The organism is Oerskovia enterophila, assembly GCF_001692445.1.
GTDB lineage: Bacteria > Actinomycetota > Actinomycetes > Actinomycetales > Cellulomonadaceae > Oerskovia > Oerskovia enterophila.
Genome location: NZ_MAQA01000023.1, coordinates 31435 through 48975, shown reverse-complemented (window position 1 = coordinate 48975; position 17541 = coordinate 31435). Strand labels below are relative to the sequence as shown.

The window sequence follows — 17541 nt, the reverse complement described above, 5'->3', positions numbered from 1 at the left end:
TCACAGCCCCAGCTCGTCGAGCTGGGGCAGGGCAGCCCGCACGACGGCGCGCGCCTCGGCCGCGCTCTCGGCGGCGAGCGCGAGCTGGGCGACCTCACGGCACCGGCCGATCGTGACCGCGCCGAGCAGCGCGGCGACGTCCGGGATCGCCCGCGCGGTCATGGACAACGAGGACACCCCGAGCCCGACGAGCACGGCCGCGAGCACGGGGTTCGAGGCCGCCTCGCCGCACACGCCGACGGGCCGTCCCTGCAGGTCCCCACCGCGACAGGTGGCGGCGACGAGCTGGAGCACCGCGGGCTGCCACGGGTCGGAGAGCTCGGCGAGCGACCCCAGGAGACGGTCGGCCGCCATGGTGTACTGCGTCAGGTCGTTGGTGCCGATCGATGCGAAGTGCGCTCGCGCGAGGATGGGGCCGGCCAGCAGGGCCGCGCTCGGGACCTCGATCATGACGCCCGCGGTCTCGAGGCCGTGCGCCGCGCAGCGCGCGACGAACCACTCGGTCTCGGCGACGGTCGAGACCATGGGGGCCATGACCCAGACCTCGGCCTCCTCGGCCGCGGCGGCGATCGCGATGGCCTCGAGCTGCTGCTCGAGGAGCTCGGGCCACTTCTCGGCCGTGCGCAGGCCGCGCACACCGAGCGCGGGGTTCTCCTCGTCGTCGACCGACAGGAAGTGCAACGGCTTGTCGGCCCCCGAGTCGAGCGTGCGGATCACGACCTTGCGCCCGGCGAACGCGTGGAAGACCGTGCGGTACGCCGAGACCTGCTCCTCGGTCGTGGGCGGCTGCTCGCGGTCGAGGAAGCAGAACTCGGAGCGGAACAGTCCCACTCCCTCGGCTCCGGCCGCCGCGGCGGGCTCGGCTCCCGCAGGGTCGCCGATGTTGGCCAGGAGCTGGACGCGGTGGCCGTCGGCCGTGCGCCCCTCGCCCGAGAACGTGCGGACGGTCGCCGCCAGAGCCCGGGCCGTGGCGACCTGCTGGTCGGTGGGGTGCACGAGCACCGTGCCCGCGGACCCGTCCACGAGGACCGTGTCGCCGGCGGCGAGCGCCTCGCTCGCGCCCGTCGCGGCGACGACCGCGGGGATACCCATGGCGTTCGCGACGATCGCGGTGTGCGAGGTCGGTCCGGCGCCGTCGGTCACGATCGCGAGGACCCGGGCGGGGTCGAGGCTCGCGGTCACCGAGGGGGCCAGGTCGAGCGCGACCAGCACGAACGGCTCGGGGTGGTCGGGTACGCCGGGGGCAGGCCTGCCCGAGAGCGCCGCGACGATCCGGTCGCGGACGTCGGCGATGTCGCGCGCGCGCTCGGCGAAGTATCCGCCCAGGGCCTCGAACTGCTGGGCGACGGACTCGGCGGCCTCCCAGACGGCTCGTTCGGCGATCAGGTGCTCGTCGATGACGCGGCGCGCGGCGTCGGCCGCGAGCGTCGGGTCGGCCGCCATGGCAGCCGTGGCCTCGAGGACGTCGCGCGTGTCGCCCGTCGCGCTCGCCGCGGCCCGCTCGAGGTCCGCCTGGACCTGAGCGGCGGCCACCGGGATGCGGTCGGCCTCGGCCTGCAGGTCCGCGGTGGGGCGCAACCGGAGCCCGGGCGAGGGCTCCGCGAGCGGTTCGGGCAGGAAGACGACCGGTCCCACGACCTTGCCGGGGCACACCCCGATACCGGTGATGGTCCGCTGTACCTCGCTGGCCACGTCGTCCTCCAGGGTCTTGGTCGGGTCCGGCGGTCGGCCGGTGTCCTCTCCCGCAGTGTTCCCCAGCCGCACACGGACCGCCAAGCGGGCGGTGACCGCCGCGCACGAGGCGAGCGGCGCCGTCGGGCGTGCGAGGACGCCGAGAAATCGCCCGCACGCCTCACGCCCCCCGGGCACGGACTGAGACTAGGGTGGAGGAAAGAGGCCTGTTCGCAGTCCTTCGCACAGGCAACGGCGCCCGCAGCACAGGAGTCAGGAGTTCGTACATGAGCAAGGCACAGCAGATCCTCGAGGCGCTCGGCGGACAGCAGAACGTCGTCGACCTCGAACCCTGCATCACCCGGCTGCGTGTCGAGGTGACCAACCCGACGCTCGTGGACGAGGCGCGGCTCAAGGCCACCGGGGCGTTCGGTGTGGTGCGTTCGGGGCGGATCATCCAGGTGATCGTCGGCCCGGAGGCCGACAACCTCGCCGCCGAGCTCGACACCCTGCGCTGACGCGAGCAGATGCCCCGCAGCGGACAGGACGCACGGCCCACGGGGCCCGGCTCGCCGGACGACGGGCCGGGCCTCGTGGTCGCCGCGCCGCTGTCCGGGACGGTCGTCGCGCTGGCGGACGTCCCTGACCCGGTCTTCTCCCAGGAGTTCGTGGGCCCCGGGCTGGCGATCGAACCCCGCGCGGACGAGACCGGGGTCTCGGCGGTCGTGTCGCCGGTCGAGGGGGTCGTCGGGTCCCTGTTCCCGCACGCGTTCGCGCTCGAGACCGGTGACGGACGCACGGTCCTCGTGCATCTCGGCATCGACACCGTCCGGCTCGGCGGCGAGGGCTTCCGGCTCCACGTCGAGGCGGGCGAACGGGTCGTCGCGGGCGCGACGCTCATCACCTGGGAGCCCGCGCGGGTGGCCTCGCTCGGGCTGTCCACGGTGTGCCCGGTGGTCGCGCTCCAGGGGGACCCCGGGCTGCTCACGCTGCTCGTCACGCCCGGGACGAAGGTCGCGGCGGGCGAGCCCGTCCTGACCTGGTCCTGAGGCTCGCTGCCCAGCAACCGGCTTCCGGCTACCGCTCGGCCATCGGCGAGCCCTGGTTCGCCTCGCGCGGGGCGTCCGCACGCGCCGCGTCGTGGGGCGTGGTCGCGGGAGCCGACACCTGGGCGGGCGGCGTCCCGTGGACCGGGACGATCAGGTGGTCCGCGGGGGCCGCCTCGGTCGTCGAGGGCTCCTCGGCCCCGGCCATCGGGACGTGCGCCGCGGCGAGGCGCTCGCGGACCGCCTTGCGCAGCGCCCGGGAGATCTCGCCCTGCATCGAGGCCTGCGTCTTGACGCTGACCTTGAGCACGAGCTCCTCGGGGCTCATGGACTCGATGCCGGACACGGTCGGCTCCTCCAGGAGATAGGTCCCCAGGACGGGGTCGGCGGCGACCTCCGCGCCCGCCTCGCGCAGGCACCGCTGGACCTCGTCGAGGTCCGCGAAGTAGGCGACGTGGACCTCGGCCGAGGCGCGGCCCCACTCCTGCGACTTGTTGCCCGTGCGCAGGATCTCACCGTTGCGGATGTACCAGAGGGTGCCGTCGCCGTCGCGGACCTTGGTCACGCGCAGCGCGACCTCCTCGACCGTCCCGGACACGACCCCGAAGTCGACCGAGTCGCCCACGCCGTACTGGTCCTCGAGCAGCATGAACGTGCCGGACAGGAAGTCCTTGACGAGGCTCTGGGCGCCGAACCCGAGCGCGACGCCTACGATCCCCGCCGAGGCGAGGAACGGCGCGATGTTCATGCCGAGCTCGGTGAGGACCATGAGCACGATGGTCGTCCCGACCAGGATGTTGGCGGTCGAGCGCAGGACCGACCCGATCGTCCGGGCCCGCTGAGCGCGGCGGGCGCTCGCGAGCGGGTTGGCGCGCACCAGGATGGTGCCCATGGGCGACTCGGAGAGGCCCTTGAGGCCCTTCATGCCGCGCCGCTCGGTGATCGGGGTGCCGTCCGCGATGTGCTCGGTGACGTTGCCGATGATGCGCCGGACCACGGCGAGCGCGATCGAGCCGATCGCGATGATGAGGATGATCCGGAGGGGAGCACCGAGGAACCACTCGAGCCAGACGTTGGCCTGCTCTTGGAACTTGTCAGTGACGTCGTCGAGGGGGGTCGGGGTCGGTGATGCCATCCCGGCAGGCTACCGGTCCTCGCAGGGCGCCCGACGGCGTCGCGCACCCCGCGTGACGAGCCTCACCAGGAGAGCATGGGCGGGGTCTGCGCAGACGCCGTGAGGGACCTGCGACGGGCGAGACGGGCGTGGTCCGGCGGCTGGTCCGGCGGCCGGCGCGACGCCGCGCCGGGCCGAAGGTCTGCCGAGCGGGTCGTGCTCTGGCAGGATCGCCTCGTGAGCGCTCTCCAACATGTCACGGCCGACGTGCCCGAACCGCTGGTCCAGCTGGCCGCGGTCCACGGAGTGGCGCCCGACTTCTGGGGGTTCGACGGGGAACGTCGCCCCGTGAGCGCACAGACGCTCGTCGCGGTGCTCGAGGCGCTCGGGGTGCCCGCCTCGTCCCCCGAGAAGGTCGCCGTGAGCCTCGAGCACTCCGAGGACGACACGTGGCGCCAGATGCTGCCGCCCACGGTCGTCGTCCGGCAGGGCGTCGGCGCGCGCTTCCCCGTGCACGTCACGGACGGTGCGCAGGTCGAGGTGTGGGTCGAGCTCGAGCCTCCCGAGGCGCCGGGCTACCGGTCGACGGCCCCCGCAGTGCGCGAACGGCGCGACCTGCCGCAGGTCGACGACTACGTCGAGCCCCGCACGGTCGACGGGCGCGCCGTGGGCCGGGCGACCTTCGCCGTCCCCGAGGACCTGCCCCTGGGGTGGCACGAGATCCACGCGACGAGCGACGGCACGCAGTCCCGCGCGACGCTCGTCGTGACGCCGCAGCGCCTGGAGCTCCCTGATCCCCTGCGCTCGGGAGGCCGCGCCTGGGGCCTCATGACGCAGCTCTACTCGGTGCGCTCGCGCGCCTCGTGGGGCGTCGGGGACCTGGCGGACCTCGCCGACCTCGCATGGCTCGGCGCGCACCGGGCCGGTGCGGACTTCGTGCTCGTGAACCCCCTGGCCGCGGCCGAGCCACGAACCCCCATGACGCCCTCGCCCTACCTGCCGACGAGCAGGCGCTTCGTCAACCCGCTGTACATCCGTGTCGAGGACGTGCGCGAGACGGGCTACCTCACGGCGGCCGACAGGTCGCTCGTCGAGTGGGCCTTCGACCCCGTCCGCGACCTCAGCTCCGACCCCGGGCCGATCGACCGCGACGCCGCGTGGGAGGCCAAGAAGGCTGCGCTCGAGGTCGTGTTCGCCGCGCCGCGCTCGACGGCCCGGCAGGCGGCGCTCGACGCCTTCCGCACCGAGCAGGGCAAGGGGCTCGAGGACTTCGCGACGTGGTGCGCGCTCGCCGACCACTTCGGTGACCAGGACTGGCCGCCGTACGCGCTCGACCCGTCCTCTCCCGGGGTGGCGGCGCTGCGCGAGCAGCTCGACGACCAGGTCGACTTCTACTGCTGGCTCCAGTGGGTCGCGGACGAGCAGCTCGAGGTCGCGCAGCGCACGGCCCGCGAGGCCGGCATGTCGATCGGCGTCATGCACGACCTCGCGGTGGGCGTGCACCCGCACGGCGCGGACGCGTGGGCGCACCGCGGCGTGCTCGCCGGGGGCGTGACGGTCGGCGCGCCGCCCGACATGTACAACCAGCAGGGCCAGAACTGGTCGCAGCCGCCGTGGCACCCGCAGGCGCTCGCCAAGGCCGGCTACGCGCCGTACCGCGACCTGCTGCGCACCGTGCTGCGGCACGCGGGCGCTATCCGGGTCGACCACATCATCGGGCTGTTCCGGCTCTGGTGGATCCCGGGAGCGGCGCGCGCCGACGCGGGAGCCTACGTCCGCTACGACCACGAGGCGCTGATCGGGATCCTGTGCCTCGAGGCGCAGCGCGCCGGGGCGGTCGTGATCGGCGAGGATCTCGGGGTGTTCGAGCCCTGGGTCCGTGACTACCTGACCGAGCGCGGCATCCTCGGCACGTCGGTGCTGTGGTTCGAGAAGGGGGAGGGCGGGCGACCGCTGCCTCCCGAGGCGTACCGTCGGCTCGCGCTCGCCACGATCACGACCCACGACCTGCCGCCGACCGCCGGATACCTCGCGGGCGAGCACGTGGACCTGCGCGAACGGCTCGGCCTGCTGACCGAGCCCGCGTACGTGGTCCGCCGTGAGGCGCGCGAGGAGCGCGACACGATGGTCGGCCTGCTCGTCGAGCGCGGGCTCGTGGGCGAGGACCCGTCGGAACGGGAGCTCGTCGAGGCCCTGCACGTGCTGGTCACCCAGTCGCCCGCGGTACTCCTCGGGGTCTCGCTCGCGGACGCCGTGGGGGAGCGACGCACGCAGAACCAGCCCGGCACGGACCAGGAGTACCCCAACTGGAAGGTGCCGCTGGGCGACCCGTCCGGCAACGTGGTGCTGCTCGAGGACCTGTTCGACAACGCCCGGCTGCTCTCGCTCGCGAAGGTCATGCGCGAGGCGCTGTCCTGATCCTGTCGCCGGGGTAGAGGCCTGCCGTCGAGACAGAGGGTTCCGGCCCTCTACGTCGACGTGATCCCGCTACCTCGTGCAGGCGCCGGAAACGACGGACGCAGGGGTGGAGGGACCTTCCCCTCCACCCCTGCGTCCTGTCGTCAGCGGTGCGTCAGCCTCAGACGTCCGCAGCCTGCGCTGCGAGCGCCCGCTCGACGCCTGCGAGGTTCTCGACGACCAGACGGCGCAGCGCTGGGGCCGCGTCGGTGTGGGAGTCGAGCCAGGCCTGGGTCGCGTCGCGCAGCTCGGCGTTCGCGAGCGGCGCGGGGTAGAGCCCCACGACGAGCGTCTCGGCGATGTGGTAGCTCCGCTCGGCCCACAGCGTGGTGAGCGAGGCGAAGTACTTCTCGACGAGCGGGGCCAGCACGGCCGGGTCGTTGACGTGCTGGAACCCCTGCGTCGTGGCGCGCACGATCGCGTTGGGCGCCTCGTCCGAGTCCACGAGCGAGGCGAACGCGGCGAGCTTGGCGTCGGTCGTCGGGGCCGTCGCGGTCGCACGTGCTGCCGACTGCTGGCCCGTGGCCGTGTGGTCCTGGGCGAGCGCGGCGTCGACCTCGGCCTGGTCCGCACGGCCCAGGAGGACGAGGCCCTCGAGGATCTCCCAGCGCAGGTCGGTGTCGATCTCGAGGCCCTCGAGCGTCACCGCCCCGTCGAGCAGCCCGCGCAGCGCGTCGGCGTGGGCCGGCGTCGAGGCCAGGTGCGCGAAGAACTTCACGAACTGGAACTGCGCGTCGGTGCCGGCCTGGGCCGACTGGGCCAGGCGCCACAGCTCGTCGCCGACGACCGCGAGCGTCGCGGCCTGCTTGCCCGGCGTCACGTAGGACTTCGCCGCGAGCGCGAGCTGGTTGAGCGTGGTGCGGATCGTCGTGGACTCGGTCTCGCGGGCGATGTTGCCGAGGACCAGGCGCACGTACTCGCCTGCCGGGGTCTCGCCGTCGCGCGTCGCGTCCCAGACCGAGCCCCACACGAGCGAGCGGGCGAGCGGGTCCGTGATGTCCGCGAGGTGCTCGATCGCGACCTCGAGCGAGGACTCGTCGAGACGGATCTTGGCGTACGCCAGGTCGTCGTCGTTGAGCAGCACGAGCTGCGGACGGTCGAGCCCTGCGAGCTCGGGGACCTCGGTGCGGACGCCGTCGACGTCGATCTCGACGCGGTGCTCGCGCACCAGGTTGCCGCCGACCACGTTGTAGAAGCCGATCGCGAGGCGGTGCGGGCGGATCGTCGGGTAGTCGGCCGGGGCCTCCTGGAGCACCGAGAACGACACGATGCGGTGGTGCGCGTCGAGCTCGATCTCAGGGCGCAGGGTGTTGACACCCGCGGTCTCGAGCCACAGCCGCGACCACGAGCCGAGCTCGCGCCCGCTCGTGGCCTCGAGCTCGGTGAGCAGGTCGCTCAGCTCGGTGTTCTTGTACTCGTGCTTCGTGAAGTACTGGGCCACGCCGGCCATGAACGCGTCGATGCCGACCCAGGCGACGAGCTGCTTGAGGACCGAGCCGCCCTTGGCGTAGGTGATGCCGTCGAAGTTGACCTGCACGTCCTCGAGGTCGTTGATCGTCGCGACGATCGGGTGCGTCGAGGGCAGCTGGTCCTGGCGGTACGCCCAGGACTTCTCCATGGCCGCGAACGTCGTCCAGGCCTCGTGCCACTCGGTGGCCTCGGCGGTCGCGAGCGTCGAGGCCCACTCGGCGAAGGACTCGTTGAGCCACAGGTCGTTCCACCACTTCATGGTGACCAGGTCGCCGAACCACATGTGCGCGAGCTCGTGCAGGATCGTCACGACGCGGCGTTCCTTGATCGCGTCGGTCACCTTGGAGCGGAAGACGTACGTCTCGGTGAACGTCACGGCGCCCGCGTTCTCCATGGCCCCGGCGTTGAACTCGGGCACGAAGAGCTGGTCGTACTTGGCGAACGGGTACGGGTAGTCGAACTTCTCCTCGAAGAACGCGAAGCCCTGGCGGGTCTTCTCGAAGATGTAGTCGGCGTCCAGGTGCGGCGCGAGGGACTTGCGTGCGAACACGCCGAGCGGGATCACGCGTCCGTCCGACGACGTGAGCTCGGAACGCTCGACCACGTAGGGGCCCGCCACGATCGCGGTGATGTAGGTCGAGATGACCTGCGTGGGCTCGAACGCCCAGGTCGAGGCCTCGACCGTGGAGTCGGTCGCGTGGGTCGCGGGGACGGGCGCCGGCGTGGGGGAGTTCGACACGACCTGCCAGGCGGACGGCGCGGTGACCGTGAACTGGAACGTGGCCTTGAGGTCGGGCTGCTCGAACGCGGCGAACACGCGGCGCGAGTCGGGGACCTCGAACTGGCTGTACAGGTAGACCTCGCCGTCGACCGGGTCGACGAAGCGGTGCAGGCCCTCGCCCGAGTTGGTGTACGCGGCGTCCGCGACGACGCGGAGCTCGTTCTCGGCGGCAAGGCCCGACAGCTGGATGCGGGAGTCCGCGAAGACCTGCGCGACGTCGAGAGCCTCACCGTTGAGGGTGATCTCGTGGACCGTCGGTGCGATCAGGTCGATGAAGGTGCTCGCCCCGGGGGTCGCGGCGAACCGCACCACCGTGGTCGAGCCGAACGTCGTGGGTCCGGTCGTGAGGTCGAGCGCGACCTCGTAGGAACGGACGGTGACGACACCAGCGCGCTCGGCGGCTTCGGCGCGGGTGAGGTTCTCTCCGGGCACAACATCTCCTCAGTACGGATCGGGCTGGCCGGTAGGCCACGACGATTCTCCCACGCGGCGACCGGCCGGTCGCGGACTTTGCGCAGCATGCCTGGCCTGCAGGAATGACCGGGGCACGGGCGACGTTGAGTGCTCGGGGAGCAGGTCCGTCCTGCCCTCGCGAGACCTTCGACCCACCGAGGAGACCTGACCACGTGACTGCTGTGACGACGTCGGACATCGCTGACGACCTGCGCGAGACCGACGCCCCCGTGCGTACCGCCGACTTCTGGTTCGACCCCCTGTGTCCCTGGGCGTGGATGACGAGCCGGTGGATGGACGAGGTCTCCACGGTCCGCGACGTGAGCGTGCGCTGGCACGTCATGAGCCTGTCGGTCCTCAACGAGGGTCGCGAGCTGCCCGAGAAGTACCGGGACCTGATGGAGCGCGGCTGGGGTCCGGTCCGTGTCGTGATCGCGGCGCAGCAGGAGCACGGCGACGAGGTCGTCAAGCCGCTCTACGACGCGATCGGCACGCGCCTGCACCCCGGTGGGCGCAGCGACCTCGACGCGGTGATCGCCGAGGCGCTCGCCGAGGTCGGCCTGCCCGCGTCGCTCGCCGAGCACGCGACGAGCGACCGCTACGACGCCGAGCTGCGCGCCTCGCACGCCGAGGGCATCTCGCGCGTGGGCGAGGACGTGGGGACGCCCGTCGTCGCGTTCGGCGACGTCGCGTTCTTCGGTCCGGTCGTGACTCCCGCGCCCAAGGGCGAGGACGCTGGACGGCTGTGGGACGGGGTCGTCCTGGTCGCCTCGACGCCCGGATTCTTCGAGCTCAAGCGCACGCGCACGCAGGGCCCGGTCTTCGACTGACGGACCCGCCCGCCCGACGGCGCGTCCCCGGCCCGGGCCGGAGGCGCGCCGTCGTCGTCCCTCCGGGTCGGGCGCCTCGGCCGACGTGGAAGGATCGCGGCATGGCCTCCTGGAAGCAGTTCGTCGACGACGCCCCCGATCTCGCCGCGCGGGTGCGCGCCCGCTTCGAGGCGACCTCGCAGCACGTCCTCGCGACGCGGACGCTCACCGGCTCGCCCCGGGTCAGCGGCACCGAGGTCGGCTTCGCCGGGGACGAGGCGTGGATCGGCTCGGCGTCGCGCTCGGGCAAGTCGATGGACCTGCGGCTCGACCCGCGGTTCGTGCTGCACTCCAACCCGGGCGACGGGTCGATGACCAGCGGGGACGTGAAGATCGACGGCACCGCCCGCGGCTCCTCGGCCGACGACGCGCTCCGCATCGGGGCGGCCGGGGCGGAGGCGCCGGACGAGTCCTTCCGGCTGTTCTGGATCGACCTCACACGTGTCGCGCTGACGACTGTCGACGGCGAGAGCGTCCGGACCGAGACCTGGCGGCCTGGGACCGGGGTCCACGTTCACGAGCAGGTGCGCTGACCCGCCCCGAGCAGGGGGCAGGCGGCCGGAACGCCGACCTCGCATGGGGTGCATAGGGGACTCATCGGACAGGGGCGCGGTTCGACCGACGCAGGATCGTCGTGCCATGCTGCGTACTTCTGCCCCGAAACTGCGGGGTCCAGTCCCCTGAGGAGCTGTGATGTCCGGCAACGCCCCCGTGCCTCCGCCGCCCCCGCACTCCGAGCCTGCTCGGCGCCCGCCGGCCTTCCAGCCGGCGGCGCAGCAGCCCGTGACGTACCCGAACCCTCCGTCGCCCGACCAGCAGGCGACGGCGTACCAGCCCGCGCAGCCGTCGTACGGCGACGGTCAGGCGACCGCCTACCAGGCGCCCGTGCCCGCTGCGCAGCCGCCGGCCTACCAGCAGGCGCCGGCCCAGCCGGGCTACGGCCAGGACCAGCAGGCGACGGCGTACCAGCCCGCGCAGCCGTCGTACGGCGACGGTCAGGCGACCGCCTACCAGGCGCCCGTGCCCGCTGCGCAGCCGCCGGCCTACCAGCAGCCGCCGGCCCAGCCGGGCTACGGCCAGGACCAGCAGGCGACGGCGTACCAGCCCGCGCAGCCCGTCGCCCCCGCGGCCCAGCCGGTCTACGAGCAGCAGCCCGCGTACCAGCCGCCCCCGCCCGCGTTCGCCCCAGGCTCGGGCCAAGCCGCTCAGCAGGCGGCCGCGCAGCAGGCCGCCTACCAGGCCCAGGTCGCCTACCAGCCGGCGCAGGCTCCCCAGCAACCGGCGTACGCACCTCAGCCGGCCGCGCAGCCCTACCAGCCGACCTACGCCGAGCAGGCGCAGTCGGCAGGGTCCGCGCAGCCCCCGGCACGGCCGAAGGGCCCAGGGAAGGGCAGCGGCTCGGGTGGTGGCCGTCGGCTCAGCCCCGGCTGGATCGCGTTCATCGCGGTCGACGTCGTCCTCGTCGCGATCGTCATCGCGTTCGCGATCAGCCTGGCGGGCGGCAGCGAGGACCCGGCGACGCCCGAGGGGCAGGGCACGGTCGCAGAGGCGCCCGCGGCGACCCCCGAGGCCCCGGCCGAGGACGCCCCGGTCGCGGTCACGGGCGAGACCGTCACGACGCCCAGCAAGAACATCACCTGCACGATCGGTGACCAGGGCATCTCGTGCGGGATCGCCGAGCTGGCGTCGCAGCCCGCACCCGTCGAGGGGTGCAAGGGCACCACGGGCTACCTCGTGACCCTCACCGCGGACGGGGTCGACATCCCGTGCGTCCCGGCCGCCGCCCAGCCGCAGAAGGCCGGCGACGACGTGGCCGTGCTCGAGTACGACCAGACCAAGACGGTCGGGACCTACACGTGCACGAGCTCCAAGACCGGCATGCGCTGCACGGACAGCGAGACCGGCAAGGGGTTCAACGTGGCCAAGGCTGGGCTGTCCTCCTTCTGACGCCGACCGCCCGGGTGCGTGACGCACCCGGGCGAGCGGCGCCGTCGGGCCGGACCAGCCGGGACGCACGCCCCCGGCACCGCGACGCACGCTGCCCCGGTCCCCCGACGGGGACCGGGGCAGCGCCCGTCAGGGGAGGTCACCAGATGCGGACGCGCTCCTCCGGGGCGAGGTACAGCGCGTCGGACTCCGTCACGCCGTACGCCTCGTAGAACTCGTCCACGTTGCGGACCACGCCGTTGCAGCGGAACTCGTTGGGCGAGTGCGGGTCCGTCGCGAGACGGCGCACGACCTCCTCGTCACGACCCTTCGACTGCCACACCTGGGCCCAGCCGAGGAACACGCGCTCGATGCCCGTGAGGCCGTCGATCACGGGCGCCTCCGACAACGGCCGGCCCAGCGCGATGCGGTACGCCTTGAGCGCGATCGACAGCCCGCCCAGGTCGCCGATGTTCTCGCCGATCGTCAGCGCGCCGTTGACGTGCGGGCCGTCCGCGGGCAGCTGGACCGGGCGGAACGCGTCGTACTGGGCGATGAGCGCCTTGGTGCGGATCTCGAACTCGGCCCGGTCCTCGGGCGTCCACCAGTCCTCGAGGCGGCCGTCGCCGTCGTACTTGGAGCCCTGGTCGTCGAAACCGTGGCCGATCTCGTGGCCGATCACGGCCCCGATCCCGCCGTAGTTGACCGCGTCCTCGGCCTCGGGGTCGAAGAACGGAGGCTGGAGGATCGCGGCCGGGAAGACGATCTCGTTCATGCCCGGGTTGTAGTACGCGTTGACCGTCTGCGGGGTCATGAACCACTCGTCGCGGTCGAGCGGCTTGCCGATCTTGCCGAGCTCGCGGTCCTGGTCGAACGCGTTCGAGCGGCGCACGTTGCCCAGCAGGTCGTCGGCCTCGACCACGAGGGCCGAGTAGTCGCGCCACTTGACGGGATACCCGATCTTGGGTGTGAAGGCCTCGAGCTTCGCGAGCGCCTTGACCTTGGTCTCCTCCGTCATCCAGTCGAGCCCCAGGATCGACTCGCGGTAGGCCGCGACGAGGTAGGCGACCAGCTCCTCCATGCGGGCCTTGTGGGCCGGCGGGAAGTGCCGCTCGACGTACACCGCACCCACGGCCTCGCCCAGCGCGCCCTCGACGAGCGAGACACCGCGCTTCCAGCGCTCGCGGACCTCCTGCGCCCCGGAGAGCGTACGGCCGTAGAAGTCGAAGTTCGCCTCGACCAGCTCGTCCGTGAGGTACGGCGCGCGCGCCGAGACCAGGTGGTAGACGGCCCACAGCTTCCAGTCCTCGAGCGGCACCGACTGCCACAGCTCGGCGAACCCGGTCGCGAAGCCCGGCTCGCGGACCACGAGGTGGTCGAGCGAGCCCTCGGGCGCCCCCAGGGCCAAGACCCACGCGTGCCAGTCGAAGCCCGGCGCGGACCCGGCGAGCGCACCCAGCGTCATGGGGTTGTACGTGAGGTCGGCGTCGCGGTCGCGCACCACGTCCCAGTGGTGGGCCGCGAGCTGCGTCTCGAGCGCGAGCACGCGCTCGGCGGCCTCCTGGGGCGTCGCGCCCCACGTGTCCGCGGTGACGCCCGCGAGCGTCAGCATGCGCGCGACGTGCGGGACGTACTTGGCGCGCACGTCGGCGTACTGCTCCTCGCGGTAGTACGCCTCGTCGGGCAGGCCCAGGCCGCCCTGGTAGAGGTACGCGACGTACTGCTCGGGGTCCTTGGCGTCGTTGTCGACCCAGAACCCGAACGCGCCGGCCCCACCCGTGCGCTGGAGCGCGCCGAGCGCGCCCGTCAGCTCGGCCTGGGTCGTCGCGGCTGCGAGCAGCGCGAGGTCCGGGGCGAGCGGGGTGACGCCGCGCGCCTCGATCGTGCCGGTGTCCATGAAGCTCGCGAAGAGCGCGCCGATCTGGGCCTGGACGCCCGTGGCGTCACCGGCCTCGACCGCGGCCGCGGCGTCCTTGATGATCTCGCGGACGTGCTCCTCGGCCTGGTCGTGCAGCGCGCGGAACGAGCCGTCCATCGAGCGGTCGGCGGGGATCTCGTGGGACTCGATCCACCTGCCGTTGACGTGCCGGTACAGGTCGTCCTGCGGGCGGACGGCCGGGTCGATCGCGGACAGGTCGATGCCGGAGGTCGGGCCACCTGCGGCGCCCGCCGTCTGGCCCGCGACGTGTGGTGTGGTCTGTGTCATGCGTCTCAGGTTATGCGAGCGCGAACGCATCCGGGGCGTCCATCGGGGATGATGGGGGCCATGCGCGTTCACATTGCAGCGGACCACGCGGGGTACGAGCTCAAGGCTCACCTCGTCACGCACCTCAAGAGCTCGGGCCACGACGTCGTGGACCACGGCGCCCACGAGTACGACGCCCTCGACGACTACCCGTCGTTCTGCATCGCGGCCGGCGAGGCCGTCGTCGCGGAGCCCGGGAGCCTCGGCGTCGTGATCGGCGGCTCGGGCAACGGCGAGCAGATCGCCGCCAACAAGGTCGACGGCGTGCGCGCCGCCCTGGCCTGGAACCTCGACACCGCGAAGCTGGCCCGTCAGCACAACGACGCCAACGTCATCTCGGTCGGCGGGCGCCAGCACACGGTCGAGGAGGCCACGTCGTTCATCGACGCGTTCCTCGCCGAGCCGTTCAGCGGCGACGCGCGCCACCAGCGTCGCATCGACCAGCTGGCCGCCTACGAGGCTTCGCGCCACCAGGCGTGAGGTCCGGCTTCTCCGTGCCCGGCGTGCGCGGGCTGTCGGCGATTTCCCGCGTGCGCGGGCTGTACGGCGCGACCCGTGCCTGAGGGCCACACCGTCCACCGCCTCGCGCGGACGTTCGGCGAGCTCTTCGCGGGCCAGGTCCTGGCGGTCTCGAGCCCGCAGGGCCGGTTCGAGGCGGGCGCGGCGCTGCTCGACGGATCACGTCTGGTCGCCTCGCGCGCCTGGGGCAAGCAGCTCTTCCTGGGCTTCGCCGACGCGTCCGCACGCCCGGGTCCGGGCGGTGCGCCCGCCGTCCCGCCCGACGACGAGCTGCGCTGGCTTCGCGTCCACCTGGGCCTCTACGGGGCCTGGACGTTCGCGGGAGACGGGAGCTCCGCCGTCGTGCACGCGATCGGTGCGCCCCGCAAGCGCATCGGCGAGCGCGACTCGATCCCCGCCGGCCCGCTCGCGTCGCTCGCCCCCCAGGGCGAGGACGGGTGGACCCCTCCGCCGCCCCGCGGGGCCGTGCGCGTGCGGCTGGTCGGCGACCACGCGGTCGCGGACCTGACCGGTCCCACGGCGTGCGAGGTCGTGTCCGCCGACGAGGTGCGCGCGGTCGAGGCGCGGCTCGGACCCGACCCGATCCGCGACGACCCGCCCCCCGCGGGTGGCCCCGACCGTTTCGTGGCAGCCGTGCGGCGCTCGCGCACGAGCGTGGGGCAGCTCCTCATGAACCAGGACGTCGTCGCGGGGGTGGGCAACATCTACCGCGCCGAGGCGCTCTTCCGCGCGGGTCGCGACCCGCTCGCCGCGGGCCGCGACGTGCCCGCCGAGACGCTGCGGGAGATCTGGGAGGACCTGGTCGTCCTCATGCGTGAGGGGGCCGCGACGGGCGCGATCGTCACCACCCGCCCGGAGGACCGCCTGCCCGACGGCGCCACGCACCCGCGCGCAGCACCTGCCCCCGGGGCCACTCGTCAGCAGGTGCGCCAGAACACCGACGGATCGGCCGGGGCGGTGCCCGCCGACCAGGCGTTCTACGTCTACCACCGCGACGGGCTGCCCTGCCGGGTGTGCGGCACGCCCGTGCTCATGAAGGACCTCGCGGGCCGCAAGCTCTACTGGTGCCCGACGTGCCAGCGGTGACCCGAGGCCTCGCCGACCGCTGAGCCGGTCCTCTCCTGGCCGTCGAGTGCATGATCCGGCTGCGACACGCCCGGCGTGTCGTAGCCGAACCATGCACTCGACGTGGGGTCGGTCAGAACACCCAGCTCGACACGGGCGCCACGGGCCACCCGAACGCCGCGGCGGCGGCTCCCAGCGTGCCCGGCCGGTGCTCGGTGACGAGCCCGGCCGTCGCGAGCGCGGCGAGCGACACCCCGCCCAGGAAGACCGAGCCCAGCTCGCGCACGTCGAGCGACAGGTCGGCCGGGTCGTCGGTGCGCTCGCACGTCGCCTCGCCGAACGCCGTGGCGCGCAGCCGCCAGTGGCCCGAGTTGTCCGGGACGCGCTCGTCGCTCACGTGCAGGACGACGTCGACGTCCCCGGCGTACCGGCGCCCGGCGAGGGCCACGGGGACGTCGAGCACACGGACCCACAGGTTGTCCGCCACGCGCCCGGCCGCGGCGCGCGGGTTGACCAGGAGGTGGGTGATGGCGTCGTCGACCGGGATCATGAACGGCTCGATCTCGGTCGTGAGGTCGAGGTCCGTCAGCACGCCCCACAGGGCCCGGGCGGCAGCGGCGTCGAGCGCGACGACCTCGCCCGTGCTGACCGTGCCGCGCGGGCCCGTGGTCTCCCACGCGACCTTGCGGCGGAAGGTCGCGTAGCCCCGGGGCTCGCCGTCGCGCTCGACGACCACGATGCGCTCGGACTCGCGGCCCCGGCGGAACACGGCCGGGTCCGACCACCACGACTCCTGCAGCTCGGGCGTCTCGCGCGTGACCCAGCCGGGCCGGTTGATCCCCGTGCCGTGACCGCCCGGGTCGGCCCCGGCAGCGCGGTGCAGGGTGTCGACGAGCTCCCCGTGCCGCGCGCGGTCGGCCTTCTCGATGCGGACCGTGTGCTCGTCGGCGCCCGCGACGTCGCGCAGGGCTGCACCCCGGGGGATGGTCAGGCGCAGGTCCTGCGCGGCCTGCCCGTAGCCGAAGCGTCCGTAGATCGGGGCCTCGGCCGCGAAGAGCGCCGAGACCGGCTCGCCCGCGGCCCTGGCCTGCTCGAAGTGGACGTCGATCATGGCGCTGAGGATGCCCCGGCGACGGTGCTGCGGATGCACGCCCACCCAGGTCAGGCCGCTCACCGGCAGCGTCCCGCCCGGCACCGGGAACTGGGAGAACGGGTACGAGGAGTGCATGGCCGCGAGCTCGCTCACGGTCGGGACCGCGCCGTCGAGCGGGACGGCGTCGGCGTCCTGGTGCTCGCTCACCACGCCGAACGTCCGCGACCAGGTCAGGGGCAGCGGGAGCTCGACCTGCTCGTCGAGGTCGACCTCGGAGGGGAAGGCCCACGTGTCCACGTCGAGGAGCGCGCGCTTGTCGGCCTCGGTGAGCGGCGCGATGCGGTAGCCGGCGGGCAGGGGACGGCGGGAGGGGGTGGTCATGCCCTCATCATCGGGGCGTGCGGGGCGAGCGTGCCAGGGGAATTGTCGGGGGGAGCGCCGGGTACGCTCGCCCGGTGGACCACGAGACCGACCCTGCCGACGCCCGCCAGGAGTACGCGGACGCGGTGCTCGCTCTCGTCGCGGCGATCCCGAGCGGGCGGGCCATGACGTACGGCCTCGTCGCGGAGATCGTCGCGGAGTCGCTGGGCCGGGGCGGCCCGCGCCAGGTGGGCCAGGTGCTCGCGCGCTCCGACGGCGACGGCCCCGGCGATGCGGACCTGCCGTGGTGGCGCGTGGTCAACGCTGCGGGATCCCCGCCGGCCCATCACCTGACGACCGCGCTCGCGAACCTGCGGGCCGAGGGGTGTCCCCTGCGGCCGAGCGGCGAGCGCGTCGACCTGCGCAGGGCGGTCTGGTTTCCCGAGCAGCCTTCCTGAGTCCGGAGCCCCGT

Annotated in this window: 14 protein-coding genes; 9 read left to right on the top strand and 5 right to left on the bottom strand. The window is 73.2% G+C overall.

Annotated features, from left to right (window positions below; genetic code table 11):
* Entirely contained in the window at positions 1 to 1692 is a 1692-nt protein-coding gene (gene ptsP, locus OERS_RS10830; RefSeq protein ID WP_068625776.1) for a phosphoenolpyruvate--protein phosphotransferase, read from the bottom strand.
* 266 nt (positions 1693 to 1958) lie between these two features.
* Here ptsP and OERS_RS10825 point away from each other — a divergent pair, with 266 nt between their 5' ends.
* Positions 1959 to 2189: a glucose PTS transporter subunit EIIB gene (locus tag OERS_RS10825; protein WP_056648565.1), complete on the top strand. Its 231-nt coding sequence runs from the start codon at positions 1959 to 1961 to the stop codon at positions 2187 to 2189.
* A 9-nt stretch (positions 2190 to 2198) separates the two neighbouring features.
* Positions 2199 to 2720, top strand: a complete 522-nt coding sequence (locus OERS_RS10820) for a PTS sugar transporter subunit IIA (RefSeq protein WP_083201379.1) — start codon at positions 2199 to 2201, stop codon at positions 2718 to 2720.
* 28 nt (positions 2721 to 2748) lie between these two features.
* On the opposite strand, the gene OERS_RS10815 is transcribed toward OERS_RS10820, so the two are convergent.
* Positions 2749 to 3852 carry a mechanosensitive ion channel family protein gene (locus OERS_RS10815; protein ID WP_068625763.1) on the bottom strand — a complete coding sequence of 368 codons (1104 nt, stop codon included), beginning with the start codon at positions 3850 to 3852 and terminating at the stop codon, positions 2749 to 2751.
* Between the two features lie 216 nt (positions 3853 to 4068).
* Here OERS_RS10815 and malQ point away from each other — a divergent pair, with 216 nt between their 5' ends.
* On the top strand, positions 4069 to 6249 hold the full coding sequence (malQ, locus tag OERS_RS10810) for a 4-alpha-glucanotransferase (RefSeq protein WP_056762652.1): 2181 nt from the start codon (positions 4069 to 4071) through the stop codon (positions 6247 to 6249).
* A gap of 160 nt (positions 6250 to 6409) precedes the next feature.
* Here malQ and pepN read toward each other — a convergent pair whose 3' ends face one another.
* Positions 6410 to 8971 carry an aminopeptidase N gene (pepN, locus tag OERS_RS10805; protein WP_068625762.1) on the bottom strand — a complete coding sequence of 854 codons (2562 nt, stop codon included), beginning with the start codon at positions 8969 to 8971 and terminating at the stop codon, positions 6410 to 6412.
* A 194-nt stretch (positions 8972 to 9165) separates the two neighbouring features.
* Here pepN and OERS_RS10800 point away from each other — a divergent pair, with 194 nt between their 5' ends.
* The 3 genes from OERS_RS10800 to OERS_RS10790 all read left to right on the top strand — a co-directional run bounded on the left by OERS_RS10800 (position 9166) and on the right by OERS_RS10790 (position 11808).
* A complete protein-coding gene (locus OERS_RS10800) occupies positions 9166 to 9822 on the top strand; it encodes a mycothiol-dependent nitroreductase Rv2466c family protein (RefSeq protein ID WP_409365926.1) in 657 nt (218 codons plus the stop codon).
* Positions 9823 to 9923: 101 nt separating this feature from the next.
* Positions 9924 to 10394 (top strand): pyridoxamine 5'-phosphate oxidase family protein, encoded by a 471-nt coding sequence (locus tag OERS_RS10795; RefSeq protein ID WP_068625761.1) that lies wholly within the window; start codon positions 9924 to 9926, stop codon positions 10392 to 10394.
* Between the two features lie 160 nt (positions 10395 to 10554).
* Positions 10555 to 11808, top strand: a complete 1254-nt coding sequence (locus OERS_RS10790; protein ID WP_068625760.1) for a hypothetical protein — start codon at positions 10555 to 10557, stop codon at positions 11806 to 11808.
* A 139-nt stretch (positions 11809 to 11947) separates the two neighbouring features.
* Here OERS_RS10790 and OERS_RS10785 read toward each other — a convergent pair whose 3' ends face one another.
* Positions 11948 to 13993, bottom strand: coding sequence for a M13 family metallopeptidase (locus OERS_RS10785; RefSeq protein ID WP_068625759.1), 2046 nt, complete (start codon positions 13991 to 13993; stop codon positions 11948 to 11950).
* A gap of 60 nt (positions 13994 to 14053) precedes the next feature.
* Here OERS_RS10785 and OERS_RS10780 point away from each other — a divergent pair, with 60 nt between their 5' ends.
* A complete protein-coding gene (locus OERS_RS10780) occupies positions 14054 to 14512 on the top strand; it encodes a ribose-5-phosphate isomerase (RefSeq protein ID WP_056648578.1) in 459 nt (152 codons plus the stop codon).
* 75 nt (positions 14513 to 14587) lie between these two features.
* Positions 14588 to 15637, top strand: a complete 1050-nt coding sequence (locus OERS_RS10775; RefSeq protein WP_068625758.1) for an Fpg/Nei family DNA glycosylase — start codon at positions 14588 to 14590, stop codon at positions 15635 to 15637.
* Positions 15638 to 15749: 112 nt separating this feature from the next.
* Here OERS_RS10775 and OERS_RS10770 read toward each other — a convergent pair whose 3' ends face one another.
* The gene (locus OERS_RS10770; RefSeq protein WP_068625757.1) at positions 15750 to 17090 is read right to left on the bottom strand and encodes a GNAT family N-acetyltransferase; all 1341 of its coding nucleotides are present in this window, start codon (positions 17088 to 17090) and stop codon (positions 15750 to 15752) included.
* Positions 17091 to 17164: 74 nt separating this feature from the next.
* Here OERS_RS10770 and OERS_RS10765 point away from each other — a divergent pair, with 74 nt between their 5' ends.
* Complete coding sequence (locus OERS_RS10765) at positions 17165 to 17527, top strand: MGMT family protein (RefSeq protein WP_056762163.1); 363 nt, start codon at positions 17165 to 17167, stop codon at positions 17525 to 17527.
* The last annotated feature ends 14 nt before the right edge of the window (positions 17528 to 17541 follow it).